Annotated in this window: 9 protein-coding genes; all 9 read left to right on the top strand. The window is 70.4% G+C overall.

Features of this window, described 5'->3' with window-relative positions; all coding sequences use genetic code 11:
* Positions 1–24: 24 nt before the first annotated feature.
* The 9 genes from eccCa to ACFVYF_RS21335 all read left to right on the top strand — a co-directional run bounded on the left by eccCa (position 25) and on the right by ACFVYF_RS21335 (position 14,011).
* Entirely contained in the window at positions 25–4,020 is a 3,996-nt protein-coding gene (gene eccCa / locus ACFVYF_RS21375; protein WP_389457494.1) for a type VII secretion protein EccCa, read from the top strand.
* Positions 4,017–5,417 carry a DUF6177 family protein gene (locus ACFVYF_RS21370; protein WP_389457492.1) on the top strand — a complete coding sequence of 467 codons (1,401 nt, stop codon included), beginning with the start codon at positions 4,017–4,019 and terminating at the stop codon, positions 5,415–5,417. The genes eccCa and ACFVYF_RS21370 overlap by 4 nt, the downstream gene beginning before the upstream one ends.
* A 339-nt stretch (positions 5,418–5,756) precedes the next feature.
* Complete coding sequence (locus ACFVYF_RS21365) at positions 5,757–6,044, top strand: hypothetical protein (protein ID WP_389457490.1); 288 nt, start codon at positions 5,757–5,759, stop codon at positions 6,042–6,044.
* A gap of 310 nt (positions 6,045–6,354) precedes the next feature.
* Entirely contained in the window at positions 6,355–7,440 is a 1,086-nt protein-coding gene (locus ACFVYF_RS21360) for a DUF6215 domain-containing protein (RefSeq protein ID WP_389457487.1), read from the top strand.
* Positions 7,441–7,613: 173 nt separating this feature from the next.
* On the top strand, positions 7,614–8,303 hold the full coding sequence (locus ACFVYF_RS21355) for a hypothetical protein (protein ID WP_389457485.1): 690 nt from the start codon (positions 7,614–7,616) through the stop codon (positions 8,301–8,303).
* Positions 8,304–8,512: 209 nt separating this feature from the next.
* Positions 8,513–9,760: an ABC transporter substrate-binding protein gene (locus tag ACFVYF_RS21350; RefSeq protein WP_389457483.1), complete on the top strand. Its 1,248-nt coding sequence runs from the start codon at positions 8,513–8,515 to the stop codon at positions 9,758–9,760.
* Between the two features lie 138 nt (positions 9,761–9,898).
* Positions 9,899–11,146 carry a histidine kinase gene (locus tag ACFVYF_RS21345; RefSeq protein WP_389457481.1) on the top strand — a complete coding sequence of 416 codons (1,248 nt, stop codon included), beginning with the start codon at positions 9,899–9,901 and terminating at the stop codon, positions 11,144–11,146.
* Positions 11,143–11,790 (top strand): response regulator transcription factor, encoded by a 648-nt coding sequence (locus ACFVYF_RS21340; RefSeq protein WP_389457480.1) that lies wholly within the window; start codon positions 11,143–11,145, stop codon positions 11,788–11,790. The genes ACFVYF_RS21345 and ACFVYF_RS21340 overlap by 4 nt, the downstream gene beginning before the upstream one ends.
* Positions 11,791–12,235: 445 nt before the next feature.
* Positions 12,236–14,011: a beta-ketoacyl-[acyl-carrier-protein] synthase family protein gene (locus ACFVYF_RS21335; protein WP_389457478.1), complete on the top strand. Its 1,776-nt coding sequence runs from the start codon at positions 12,236–12,238 to the stop codon at positions 14,009–14,011.
* Positions 14,012–14,106 lie beyond the last annotated feature (95 nt).

Genomic DNA, 14,106 nt, shown 5'->3' with positions numbered 1-14,106 from the left:
ACCCGTTCAAGAGAAGGCCCGTCCGTGACCCAGCACCTCGTCCACCGGCCCGCGCGCTCCACCCGCCCCCTCGCCTCCACCCCACCGCGCACCATCGAGCCGCCGCCGAACCTGCCGGAAGGAAAGACCGGCAACGCGGCCACCGCTCTGCTGCCGATGGCCGGCGTCATCAGCTCGGTCGTGATGATGACCGTCATCCGCAACAGCCAGTTCGCGGCGCTCGGCGCGATCGTGCTGGTCTTCGCGCTGCTGGGCGCGGTTGCGCTGTTCCTGTCACAGCGAGGCAAGGCGCAGCGCACCCGGCGTACCCAGCGCGAGCGCTACCTCGAATATCTGGAGGAGTTGCGCGAGGAGCTCGGCACCGGTGAGCGGGAGTGGCGCCGACAGTCCCAGCTGCTCGATCCGCCGCCCGAAGCCCTGTACGACCTGGTGCGGGATCCGGCACGGCTGTGGGAGCGGCGCCGCCAGGATGCGGACTTCCTGCGGGTGCGGGTGGGCACGGGGGACGTACCGGTGCAGGAGCTGGCAGTCGGGCAGAACGGTGCCGGTGGGGTGCTGACCCCGCCGGACCCGTTCATGCTCAACGAGGCCCGCGCCCTGCAGCAGCGATTCGCTACCGCGACGGACTTCCCGCTCACTGTGCCGCTGGACCGGGCCGGCAACGTCAGCGTCGTCGGGGACCGCGATGGCGTGCTGCGGGTCGCCCGTGCGCTGCTGGTCCAGACGGCGGTCACGCACGCACCGGACGACGTAGCCGTCGCCCTCGGCATACCGGGCGAGCGGCTGGCCGAGTGGGAGTGGGCCAAGTGGCTTCCCCACGTACTCGATCCGAGCCGGCACGACGGTCCGGTCGCCGCCCGCCGGATCGCGCCGAGCCTGGCCCAGCTGGCCACGCTGTGCCGTCATGAACTGCGGCAGCGCGCCTCGTACGCCGCGGAGGTGCGGCGCGGGCTGTCGGACCGGGGCGCGCTGCGGATGACCGGCCGGCTGCTGGTCGTCAGCGATGCGTACGGCGGGACAGCCGCCGAACTGCCCCGACCGGACACGGCAGTTGGCCTGTCCGACATGGGCGTCACGGTGCTGCACCTGTTGGAGCAGCAGGTGCACGAGCCGGACCAGGTGAGCGTCCGCATCACCGTCGACGGCGAAAGAATCAGCGTAGAGGAGCTGCGTGCGCAGCCTGTCGCTCACGGAACGTCGGACGCGGTCGGCGTCGCGGGCGCGGAGGGAATCGCCCGCCTGCTGGCCCCGCTCAGGCTGTCGGCCGAGTCCGCGGCCGAGGGGGCCCCTGTCTCCGGCCCGGTGGACTTCCCGGCCCTGCTGGGCATCGAGGACCCTGCGGCACTTGACCTCGAAAGGCTGTGGGCACCGCGCAGCGAGCGTGAATTCCTGCGCGTACCCATTGGCTTGACGGATCGTCATGAACCGGTGCTGCTGGACCTGAAGGAATCCTCCGAGCTCGGCATGGGCCCGCACGGGCTGTGTGTGGGCGCGACCGGCTCCGGCAAGAGCGAACTGCTGCGCACCCTCGTCCTCGCACTCACCGCCACCCACTCCCCCGAGGACCTGGCCCTCGTCCTGGTCGACTACAAGGGCGGCGCCACCTTCGCCCCCTTCACTGAACTGCCGCACGTGGCCGGGGTCATCACGAACCTGGAGAACCAGGCCGGACTCGTCGAACGCGTCCACAGCAGCCTCGCCGGCGAGGTCAGGCGCCGCCAGCAGGTACTCAAGGACGCGGGCAACATCGCCGACACCGGCCACTACGCCGCCCTGCGCGCCACCGGTCGTCCCGACCTCGAACCCCTGCCACACCTGTTCGTCGTCATCGACGAGTTCGGCGAACTGATCACCGCCAAACCGGATTTCATCGACCTGTTCCTGTCCATCGGCCGCATCGGCCGTTCCATCGGCGTCCATCTGCTGCTGTCCAGCCAGCGCATCGAAGGCGGCAAGCTCAAGGGCCTGGACACCTACCTCTCCTACCGGCTCGGGCTGCGCACCTTCTCCGCCGACGAGTCGCGCACCGTGCTGGACACCACCGACGCCTTCCACCTGCCACCGCTGCCGGGCTTCGGCTACCTGAAGGTCGACACCTCCACGTACGAGCGCTTCAAGGCGGGCTACGTCTCCGGCGCCTACCGCGGCCCGGCCCCGCACGACCAGCAGGACGAAGAGCCGCTCGCCTGGCCCTACCCGACGTACAACACGATCGACGGGACCCAGGGGGACGCGGCCGAGGAGCCGGCGGCCACGAAGCGCGAGACCGGACCGACCGTGATGTCCGTGATGGTGGGCCAACTCGCCACCGCCGCCCCGCCGGTGCGCCGGATCTGGCTGCCCCCGCTGCCGGACACCATCACCCTCGACACCGCGGCCGGGCCTCTCCGAGCCGACACGGAAGGCCTCCGGCTCGCCCGTCGCGAGGGCCCGATGTGCGTTCCGCTGGGCATCCTGGACGACCCGGCCAAGCAGTGGCAACAGCCCTGGCTGCTGGACCTGACCGTCGCCGGCGGCCACACGGCGGTCATCGGCGGCCCGCAGTCCGGCAAGACCACCCTGCTGCGTACCCTCGCCCTCTCCCTTGCCCTCACCCACACCCCCTACGACGTCGCCGTCTACGGCCTCGACCTGGTCGGCGGCGGCCTGTCCGCCCTCGCCGGACTGCCGCACGTCGGAGGCATCGCGGGGAGGGCGGACCACGAGCGCGCCGCGCGCACCGTCGCCGAGGTCCGCGGCATGCTCGGCGAACGCGAGGAGCTCTTCCGCACGCACGGCATCGACTCCGTCGACCAACTGCGCCACCTGCGCGCCCAGGGCCGGCTGCCTCAGCTCAGCTCGACCGACATCGTGCTGCTCGTCGACGGATTCGGCGCGCTGCGCGACGAGTTCGCGGAACTCGACGACGCCATGGCCGACCTGCTCAAGCGCGGCGGCGGTTACGGCATCCACGTCGTCGCCGGAATGCTGCGCTGGAACGACGTCCGCATCGCAACCCAGTCCGTGTTCGGCACCCGTGTCGAACTGCGCCTCAACGACCCGGCCGACTCGTCCATCGACCGCAAGCTGTCCGAGACGCTGTCCCCCGACACGCCGGGACGGGCCCTGACCGACGGAAAGCTGTTCGCTCAGGTCGCGTTGCCCCGTATCGACCACCGCCCCGGCACGGGTGACCTCGCAGCCTCGCTCGAACGGACCGCCCGCACGATCCGGGCCGGCTGGCACGGTGACGTCGCCGCCCCGGTCCGGGTGCTGCCCACCCACCTGCCCGCCGCCAAACTCCCGTCCCTGGCCGCCGAGCCCCGGACGGTCCCCATCGGCGTGGACCAGGACGCGCTCGCTCCCGCTGTCCTGGACCTTTTCGGGAGCGACCAGCACCTGCTGATCCTGGGCGACACCGAGTGCGGCAAGACCAACCTGCTCAAACTGATAGCCCGTCAACTCGTCGACCGGTACGGCGAAGAGGAGCTGGTCTTCGGCGTCTTCGACCCGCGGCGCGGGCTGCGCGGCGTAGTCCCGGAGCCGTACCGCGGGGGCTACGCCCACAACGCGAAGCTGGCCGCCGCGCTGTCCACCGGTATCGCCACGGAACTCGAGAAGCGCCTGCCGGAGACGGCCGACCCCGACGCGGTCGGCGCGGAGCCTTCGTTCACCGGACCGCGGATCGTGATCCTGGTCGACGACTACGACATTCTCACCGCCGCCGGCCAGCAGCCCCTGGCCCCGTTCCTGCCGTACATCTCCTCGGCCCAGGACATCGGCTTGCACTTCGTCATCGCCCGCCGCACCGCCGGTTCCTCCCGCGCCCTGTACGAACCACTGCTGACCACGCTGCGCGAGACCGGCACCACCGCCCTGCTCATGACCGGCGACCGCGCCGAGGGCCAGCTCTTCCCGGGTCTGTACGCCTCCGCACAACCGCCCGGCCGGGGCACCCTCGTCCGCCGCGGCCGCCGGCACCAGCTCATCCAGACCGCCCTGACCGACACAGCAGACGAAGAGCCGGGATCCGCTCCGTGACCAAGGACGTCATCGCCCTCACCCCCAAGATGCCGGACCTGCGCACACTCCTCGCGGGCCTCTACGCCGGCGGCCCCGACCTCGGCGTGAACACCTTGGCCGACGGCGCCGTAATCCAGCTCTGCGCACCCGACGGCCGCCCCCTGGTCTCCGTCGAGGCGCCGGTTCTCGTACAGGTGCCGGGCGAGGCCTTTCGTCTCCTCGGCAGTGATGTGCCCGTGCCGTTCTGGTGGACCGAGGCCCGCGCCTCCACCGCCGTCGCGGAGGGCGGCCGGCTGGCGGGCTCCTTCGCCGGACGCCTCGCCACCGTCCTGGGCGGCGCGGTCTGGCCCCCGGAAGCTGCCTCCACCGATGTCGTCCCGCTCACGACCGACGTCTCGGCGGTCCCTGTCCCCACCACGTCGGCCCCGGCGGTGGACGTCCTCACCGCCGAGGCAGCAGTCGTCATCCAGGACCGCCCGCTCGTCGCCATGACCAGCTGGCTCACCGACGCCCTCCGCGACGCGACCGCCGCCGACCGCGCCCTGCAGATCGTCACCCCGCCCACCACCCGCCTGACCCTCCCCACCCGCACCGCCCTCCACGGCCACCCCAACCGATGGGTCATCCAGGACCCGGAGCACGGCTTCTACGACGGCCTGTCCGGCGCCGTACTCCACTGGAAGGGCGGAACCTTCATCCCCGTCCTCGACGAGAACGACGCGGCCTCCGTCGCCGAGGCCTTCACGGCTGCCACCCCCGCCACCGGCGAACGTCAGCTCGTCCTCTCCCTGCGCACCCGGCACCCCGCCGACGCGGACCTGGTCCTGGGCCATGCCCTGGAAACCGCCTGGCAGCATCTCACCGGGGCCCCGCCCGCCGGCTGGAGCACCGCCGAACCCGTCAACCTCCCCTGGTCGACTCGCCAGTTGACCGACCTCGCGCGCACCCGCGCACCCCGGCCGACCTGGCTGATCGCCGTCGGCCACCCGGACCGCCCGGCCATCGCCACCCTCCGCGTCACCCGCACCCCCGCCGGCGTCGAGGAAGACATCACCCTCACCCTCGGCTACGGCAAGGACGAGACACCGCCCCTCGACACCATCGAGCCCCTCGCCGCGGCTCTCTGCGCCGAGCACGGCCTGACCAGCATGCTCACCTCGCTCCGGACCGCCCACCGCGACCTGACGATTCCCCCACACTTCGGGACCCCGCCCATCCCGGTCTCGTTCACGCTGGGCCCCGAACCGGTCCAGGACATCGGCCCCGACCAGGCCCTCCGCCCACTGCACAACCTCTCCCCCACCCGACTGGGCCCTCCATCGCAACCCGCCCTCCACTACCTGCTCGGCGACGGAACCGACCCACGTACCTGGAACACCTTCCAGCAACTCACCCAGCACCTGAAGCCCTCATGAACGCGGACTTGGACGACGCGGCACCAGGCGCCCGCAACACGGTTCGCCTGCGATGCCCGACGCAGCCGGAGGCAGCGTGGCGGCCGGAAGCAGCGTCGCGGTGACGGCCCGGAGGCAGCGTCGCGGCCACGGCCCGGAGGCAGCTCGCGGCCGCCGGCCAGGAACGCCAAGCCTTCGAGCCCGCCCCCGACAACTTCGCCGGCCCCGAACACGCGGGGCCGTGGCACGGCTGCGAGCGTCACTCCGTTCGGCGCAGCCGGAGGTGCGACCGGCTCGCCGGGATGGTCGGCTGGGCCTGACTCTGCACACCTGCGCGCGAGGGAGCCCAGCATGGCGATCATGGCGGTCTTGGATCAGCCCGGAATGACTCAGGCCCAGTACGAGCAAGTCGCCGACAAGGTGAACGGCGGTCGTGGCCTGGTCGAGAAGAGCACGGACTGGCCCGTACCAGGTCTCATCTCGCACACCGCTGCCCCCACTCCCGACGGCTGGATCGTCGTCGACGTCTGGGAGTCCGAGGAGGCGTTCCGGCGGTTCGGTGAAGTCCTCCTGCCGATCCTGCGTGAGGCCGGTACTCCAGAGGTGGAGCCGAAGATCTACCCGGTCTTCAACCTGGTGACCCCGTAGCCGTCGGCCTTCTGCAGCGCGATGTGCCGAGGATGACCTACAGCGGTGTTCGAGGGGGTGCCCCGGCGCCCCCTCAACGCCCGTCCTCCAGGGAACGCCGCGACCTCGACGCGGGGGCGCCACGGACGCGGATCCGCAGAACCACGGAGACGCCGCTCGCGCAAGGGACCCACGATCCGTCGGCAGTTCCGATCTGGCACGACACCGGACCCGGACATACACCAGCGACTCTGTCCGGCAGCCGTCGCACGTGACCGGAACTGTGGCTTCCATCATGGCCGATGTGATCTTGTTCTGGTGAGATCACCGGATGCTCGGTTTCCTCCTGCGTCTCCTGCCGTTCTGGGTTCGCGAGCCCCTGCTCATCGCGCTCGGGGCTGTTCTCGGCGTACGCATCCTGTATCTCGCCGGCCGCGACCACGATCGGGTCGCGGCCGGTCTCGGCGTGGTGTTCCTCGTGTTCACCGCGATACGCGTCCACACGGTGATCCGGGCCCTGCGCGCACGCCGGAACCCGAGCCCGACAGCCTCCTCCGCAGACGGGGCGGAAGTCGATGCTGCCGCCCTGCCCCAGGCGCAGGTCCAGCTTCAGGCCCAAGCCCAGCCCCAGGTCGAGCTTCAAGCCCAGCCCCAGGCCCAGGCTCAGGTCGAGGTCGGGACCGGGGCCGGGGCGCGTCCCAGGCCGGGCACGCCGGAGAAGGAGCACAACCCATGGAGCCAGGCCGTCGCGGCCGTGGCCTTGTTCGGGGCCATCGCGGCCGCGCTGTGGCTGGGCCCGCGCTTCATGCCGTCCGTCGACAGCGCCCCGCAGCCCGCCTCGTGTTCGGACAGTGCGCACGAGAAGCTTCCGAAGGCCTACAAGGACACGCCCCGGTCTGTGACCGGTGAAGAGCTGTGCCAGGCGCTCAACCGGCCAGACCTGGCCGAGCTCCTGGGAACGCCGGGAGAGACCGCGACCACTGTTTCCAGCACCAACAACACCGCTCCTCTGACTGACGGGAAGGTCGCCCAGCCGGAGGCCGAGGTCACGTTCGACACGTACACCGTGAACGTCTCGGCCACTTACAACGAGCTGACGACCGACCAGTACGTGAAGCTGATGAAGTACGGGGACGAGCGGGACATCAAGACGCTTACGGTTCTCGGTCGGCCCGCGGTCTTCTCCTCGGATCACACCATGAGGCTCGAGATCGATCTCGGGAGTGGCGGATCCGGTGGACCGGTCGAGGAAGGCCCACTGGCCAGGACGCTGTCCGTGGCCCTCGACCGCAAGGACCGGGGCGGCTCCTGCGACATCACCGTGTGGAGCTCGTCCGGAACCCTCCCGGACGACAGCGTGCTTTTCAACATCGCCGAGAAGGTTCTTCCGAGGATCCCCGAACGACCTGTCCGGTGAGACGCCGAAAACATCCCGGTGACAAGATCGTTGATCTAGGTATACAGACCTGCGTCTTCCCGCACCTTGCCCCTTAAACTGATCACGCGAGATGCTGGTGTGCCTCCGTTGCACCCATGGCCCACCGAATAAGCAGTCCGAGGCAATCAACTCTCGCGAGACGGGGACCGCCTATGGAAATCCTCATGGGGCTTTTTACGGCATTACTCGGTGGCACCGTGTGGGAAGGATGCAGAGCCCTTTTCATAGCCAGCGGCGAGAGGAACGGCACCCTTGCCGGGCATTGGTACCAAGTTACTTATGATCCGGACGACGAGGGGCGGATCTGGTCGATCGAGTGGGTTGAAGTAAAGCATCGCAAGGGGTCTGTCAGCGGAACCATGTGGCGGGTCTACTCCAGAAATTTCGACCGCAGATGGAAATTTGAGGGTCGATATTTGGATTCTTTTGTCATTTCCTCGTACTGGGCCGACCGCGGTGATGGAAAGAACGGGTCCATGCTTCTTTACCGACACAACCATTCGGGTTGCATCGGAAGATTCATGCAGGCACAGCCGAGGAATATCGACTTCAATCTCCGGCATGACGGGTTTTCGGCCCATGTGGAGTGGATTCGACTGGGCAGCGACTCAGAAGTCCTCGTACTCGGAGTGCTATCCGACGTGGACCGTGAACAACTTCGCCACCATCTCCCCGCCAGAATATATAAACGCCTCGTGCGTCAATTGGCCCTGGAGGCCGAACCAAGCGAATTTTGGCGGAGCCTGTCGTACGGGTCGGCATTGGTTGATCTCTCTGGCCCCCTGGCGGCGGAAGAGGAAAGGCGTCGACTGCGCGACGGCGGGGACGGGGATCGTGACTGACTGGCCAACCCCTCCCCCAGTTGAACGTGCCCGGCCCGCCCCTGGACGCGGGCGCGTTCCATCGTTCGGTTGAACGGGACTTCAATCTCCAGCGCGTTGGCCGCTCCGTACGGGCGACGCGCGGGGTCTGTTGGCGGGATCAGAATCAGGGATGACCATGGCGCCGTGGTCTGTGTGATCTGAACTTTTCCCTCAGAGAGGTGCCCGGAGTGTCTCGCTTGTTCAGCAGACGACATGTACTTGCCACCGGTTCCGCCCTCGGTCTCGGCGTGCTCGGTGCCACCGCGGCCCCCGCCGCCGCGGACTCGGCCGCACGGTCCGCGCCCGGTGCCGGGACGGGGGCCGGGACCAGCGCCGGTGCCGGTGCCGGTGCCGGTGCCGGTGCCGGTGCCGGTGCCGGTGCCGGTGCCGGTGCCGGTGCCGGTGCCGGTGCCGGTGCCGGTGCCGGTGCCGAGGAGACCAGGACGCTCGACGAGCTCTATCAAGCCGCGCTGGCCGAGGGCGGCAAGCTTGTCATCTACGCCGGCGGGGACACCCAGGCGCAGCAGGAGTCCACCAGGGAGGCGTTCCGCGGCCGGTTCCCCGACATCGACCTGACGCTGATCGTCGACTACAGCAAGTTCCATGACGTGCGCATCGACAACCAGTTCGCGACCGGCACACTGGTCCCGGACGTCGTACAGATGCAGACGTTGCAGGACTTCCCGCGGTGGGACGAGCTGGGGCGCCTGCTGCGCTACAAGCCGGCCGGTTTCTCGAAGGTCCATGACGGTTTCAAGGACGCGAACGGCGCCTGGGTCGCCATTCAGACGGTCGCCTTCAGCTTCATCTACAACATCGCCGAGGCCGGTTCGGACGTACCGAAGACCCCGCTCGATCTCATCGACCCGAAGTGGAAGGGCAAGCTGGCGGCGCGTTACCCGCACGACGACGACGCGTCCCTCTATCTCTTCACGCTGTACGTGGAGAAATACGGCAGGGACTGGGTGGCCGCGCTCGCCGCACAGGACGTCCAGTTCCAGCGCGGCACTCTGCCCGCGGACGCGGTCGCCGCCGGTCAGCGCACGGTCGCGATCGGCACGGGCGGTACCCCGCTCTCCTCCACCACGTCTCCGACGGCGTGGGTGCTGCCCGACGGCCACCCCTTCATGTCCTGGGGCACGCGGGCCGCGGTCTTCAAGCAGGCCAAGAACCCGACCGCCGGCAAGCTCTATCTGAACTGGCAGCTCTCCCGGCAGGCGACCGTCAACGGCTGGTCCGTACGCACCGATGCGACGCCTCCCGCGGGGCTGAAGCCCCTCTGGGAGTACCCGAACGCGAACATCGACGGCTTCCGCCAGTTCATGTCGGACCGCGCCGAGGTCGAGCGCTGGAAGCAGACCTTCGCCCTGTACTTCGGCGAGGTGACGGGCCCTGACACGGCGGGTTGGCTGGGACTGCACCCCGGGGCCCGGTAATCGGCTCCGGATTGCCGGGCTGTTGGTCCCCGTACCTGACCGGGGGGACCAACAGCCCTGCTCTTCACGCGAGTCATACACACGGCCGATAAACTCAGGCGCCTGACCGATCGGGTGAGTCCGCCGGAGGGATGTGCCGTGCCCGACAGCGCTCAACCGGCCGTTCGTGGCAAGAGGCTCTCGCTGGAACACGTATCGCATGTCGTGTTCTTCCTCGTGCTCGGCGGCGCTCTCGCGCAACTCGCGCGGCTCCACCACCCGTTGTGCTGGTATCTGGTGACCGTCAGCGCGCTGCTGGCTCTGGTGTACGCGACCGGACTGGCGCTGCTCGACCGGCTCGGTCCGCTCGGCCGGGGGGCCTGGGTCCCGTCGCTGCTCCTGCTGTGGGGCGTCCTCGTCTTCATCTCTCCGGCGCCGCTGACGCCCGCCTACGGGTGGTGTTCCGTCCCGCTGGCCTGTGCGGCACTGCGCGTGCTCGGTCGCCGCTCCGCGCCGGCGGCCGTGGCCGCGATCACCGTCGTACTCGGTGGGGCGTTGCTCCGCTCCGAGGGCTGGTCCGGCCTGGAGGCCGTGCTGGTCCCCGTCGCGGCCGTCTGGGGAACCGTCGCCCTCTACCGGGCCCAGCAGCGCGATGCCGCGGCCCGTCAGCGCCTGGTCGAGGAGCTGCGGGACACGCGCGATGTGCTCGCGAAGCAGCAACGCCAGGCGGGCGTTCTGGCGGAGCGGACCCGTATCGCCCGCGATCTGCACGACACGCTGGCCCAGGAACTCGCCGGCAGTCTGATGCTGTTGCAGGCCGCCGAACGGGACTGGGAGAAGCGGCCGGAGGTGGCACGGACCCGCGTCCGCGCCGTGACCGAGGGCCTGGACGGCAACCTCGCCGAGACCCGGCGGATCCTCCGGGACCTGACCCCGGCCGATGTCGCGGAGGCGGGTCTGGACAGTGCGCTGCGTCTGCTGTGCGCCCGTTTCCCGGGGGACGGGACCGCGGCCCGGGTGCAGTTCCGGTCGGTCGGCGAGCACCGGCCCGTCCTCGACGAACACGCGGCCGGCGCCCTGTTCCGTGTCGCGCAGAGCTCGCTGGCGAACGTCCGCGAACACTCCCGTGCGGTGAACGTACTGGTCACGCTCCGCCGGCAGCCGGGCCAGGTGGACCTCGAAGTGTCCGACGACGGAATCGGTTTCGACCCGGCCGAGGTCTTCGCCGCCGCCCCGCGGACGGGCCGCGGTTTCGGTATGCCCGCTGCCCGGGCCCGACTTCGCGAATACGGCGGTGATCTCGAGGTCAGCAGTTCCCCGGGGCAGGGCACCACCATCCGGGCCTCGGTCTCGGTGGGGGCCGGCCTTCGGGCCGCCGCGCAGGTCACCCAGGTGACCGCCGGATGACCGCCGTACGTCTGCGCGTGCTGATCGCGGACGATCACGGAGTGGTACGGGCCGGGCTGCGCGCTCTGCTGGAGGGTGAACCGGATCTCGAGGTGATCGCCGAGGCCGGCAGCGGCGAGGAAGCCGTCCGTCTGACCGCCGGCCTGATGCCCGATGTCGTGCTGATGGACCTTCGGTTCGGGGGGTCGGGGGGCGGGATCGACGGCGTCGAGGCCACCCGGCGGCTTGCCGTCGCGGCGCCGGAGGTGGCGGTGGTGCTGCTGACCAGCTACGCCGGACGGGCCGATGTCGTCCGCGCGCTGGAGGCGGGCGCCCGCGGCTACGTGCCCAAAGCCGGGCCGCCCGAGGAGCTGTTCCGGGCGGTCCGCACGGCGGCGAGTGGTTCCGTGGGGCTGGCACCGGAGGTCATCGGTGCTCTCGTCGGCCAAGTGGTCAGCCCTGACCATGAGTTGACCGGGCGCGAGATCGAGGTCGTCCGGCTGATGGCCGAGGGCCGCAGCAACCGCGCCATCGCCGAAGCGCTGGTTCTCAGCGAGGCCACGGTCAAGACCCACCTCGTCCGCATCTACCGCAAGCTCAAGGTCGACAACCGGGCGGCAGCCGTGTCGGAAGCCGTACGCCGGCACATTCTCGAACTCACCTGAGGCGCAGCGCCACTTGAGAACGCCGGTCCATGTGAGAGACCGGCCCGAGCACAGGGGCCCGGTCCAGGTCCATATGGGACCACTTGTGCCGACGGATCCGGGCGACCAGCCCGACGGCCTGCGGGCGCCGAGGGTTGTGGGCGAGTGCGGAGGCAGGCACGCGGGCATCGAGGCCGGCGAGCGGGCGTCGAGTAGCCGGCGCGCGGGCGTCGAGTAGCCGGCGCGCGGGCGTCGAGTAGCTAGCCCGAGTTGCCCGGGTTGACCGACTTGCCCGAGTTAAAGATCCGAAATGCCCGGATCGTGATATTCGGCACACGCGTCGTGCGGCTTGGCACTGAAATGGCTTCGGGGTGCGGCCAGTTGGGTTATTTGCGGACCGGGAGACGTAAGCGGGGTATTGCGCGCGCGAGGCACACTGCAATTTCCGCTCTCTTTCCTCCCCCACATGGAGCAGCACGTCATGCGCCATTTCTCGGAAACCCCCGTCCAGCCCCATTCCGTCAGCGCCGCCGAGGTAATTCCCGGTGATCTTCTCGCGCTCTCCGAAAAGGACGTCGCCGGAGACCGCTGGTACGTCGTCATGCACACCGTGCCCGAAACGCCGGAGCTGATTCGGGTCACCTTGCGGCCGCCGCTCGGGGGGACGGACCGGGACGAGGTCCTGGGGCGGGCGCGACAAGTGACCGTTGCCTGCCGGCGGGTGGACATCGCCCGGATTCCCGAGATCGTTTCCGACGATCTCGGCACGGTGGAATTCCGTGACGGGGATCAGGTCTCCGTCCTGCGCGTCGTGGATCCGGAGGCCGCGGAGGTCTCGTACGCCCGGCGCTGGGGGACCTGGCACCGGGCTCCGGCGGGCCTCGCCGAGCAGACCGTCTCCGACGAGGAGCTGCGGGCCCGGGCCTCGGGGGACGCCCGGCACGAGTACGTCGTCCGGCACCGGCCTCGGGCCGCCGCGGAGCCCTCGGTGCGGGGGCCGCGGCGGGTCGTGGTGACCGGGCTCGGGGCCCTCACCCCGCTCGGTGCCGGCGTCGGGGAGCTGTGGGAAGGGCTCCTCGAGGGGCGGTGCGGGATACGGGAGTTGGAGGGCGAGGAGTTCGCGGAGCTGCCGGTGCGGGTGGCGGGGACCGTGCCGGTGGACCCCATGGAACTGCTGCCGCGGCCGCAGGCCCGGCGGATGAACCGGGCCGCCCAGTTCGCGGTGCTCGCCGCGCGCGAGGCCTGGCAGGACGCCGGGTTCGACGAGGCGGGTACGCGCGAGAGCGGGCTGGATCCCGAGCGGGTCGGGGTCTGTGTCGGTGCCATCCTCGGTGACGCCTCCGTGCTCGTCGGCGGCGACCGGCGGCTGCGCGAGAAGGGGCCGCGGGGCGTCTCGCCGCTCACCACGCCGATGACCGTGCCCTCGCAGGCCGCGTCCCAGGTGTCCCTCGCGCTGCACATCACCGGCGAGGCGCGCACCGTGACCAGCGCCTGCGCCTCGGGCACCGAGGCCATCGGGCAGGCCATCGACCGGATCCGGTACGGCCGTGTCGACGTCGCCCTCGCCGGCGGTGCGGAGGCCGTCGTCACGCCCGCGATCATGGCCTCCTTCGCCGCCATGAAGGCCCTGTCGAACCATCCCCTCGGGTCGGGCAGTCCCTCCCGGCCCTTCGCCGCGGACCGGGACGGGTTCGTGAACGGGGAAGGCGCCGGTTTCCTGCTGCTGGAGTCGGAGGAGCACGCCCGGGCGCGGGGCGCGCGGATCTACTGTGAGGCCGCCGGCTGGGGGCTGTCCGCGGACGCGCACCACATGGCCGCGCCGGATCCGTCCGGCAGCGGGGTCGCGCTCGCGCTGCGGCGGGCCGTACGGGACGCGGGCGGCCGCATCGCCGACGTCGTGCACGTCAACGCCCACGCCACTGCCACGATCGACGGCGACCTCGCCGAGGCGAGCGCGCTGCGAGCCGTACTGGACGGGCCCGTTCCGGTCACCGCGCTGAAGGGGCACCTCGGGCATCTGCAGGGAGCCGCCGGCGGGGTGGAGGCCGTGGCCACCGTGCTCACGCTGCACCACGGGATCATCCCGCCCACCATCGGCTGCGAGGAGCAGGACGACGCCATGGGACTGGACGTCGTGACGAAGACCCCGCGGCCGCTGCCGGCCCTGGGTGACCTCGCGCTGAGCAACTCCTTCGGCTTCGGCGGCCACAACGCCGTACTGGCGCTGCGCCGCGTCGGGTAGCCGCACGCGCGGCCGTACTCCCACCGCACCCCGTCACGCAGCCGCGCTCGCAGCCGCGCTCTCGGCGCACCACGTCGGTCAGCCGCACCGCAGCG

The sequence above is a fragment of the Streptomyces sp. NPDC058274 genome (assembly GCF_042881375.1).
Taxonomy (GTDB): Bacteria; Actinomycetota; Actinomycetes; order Streptomycetales; family Streptomycetaceae; genus Streptomyces.
The sequence above is the reverse complement of the archived record's forward strand: the minus strand, read 5'-3'. Positions and strand labels throughout refer to the sequence as shown.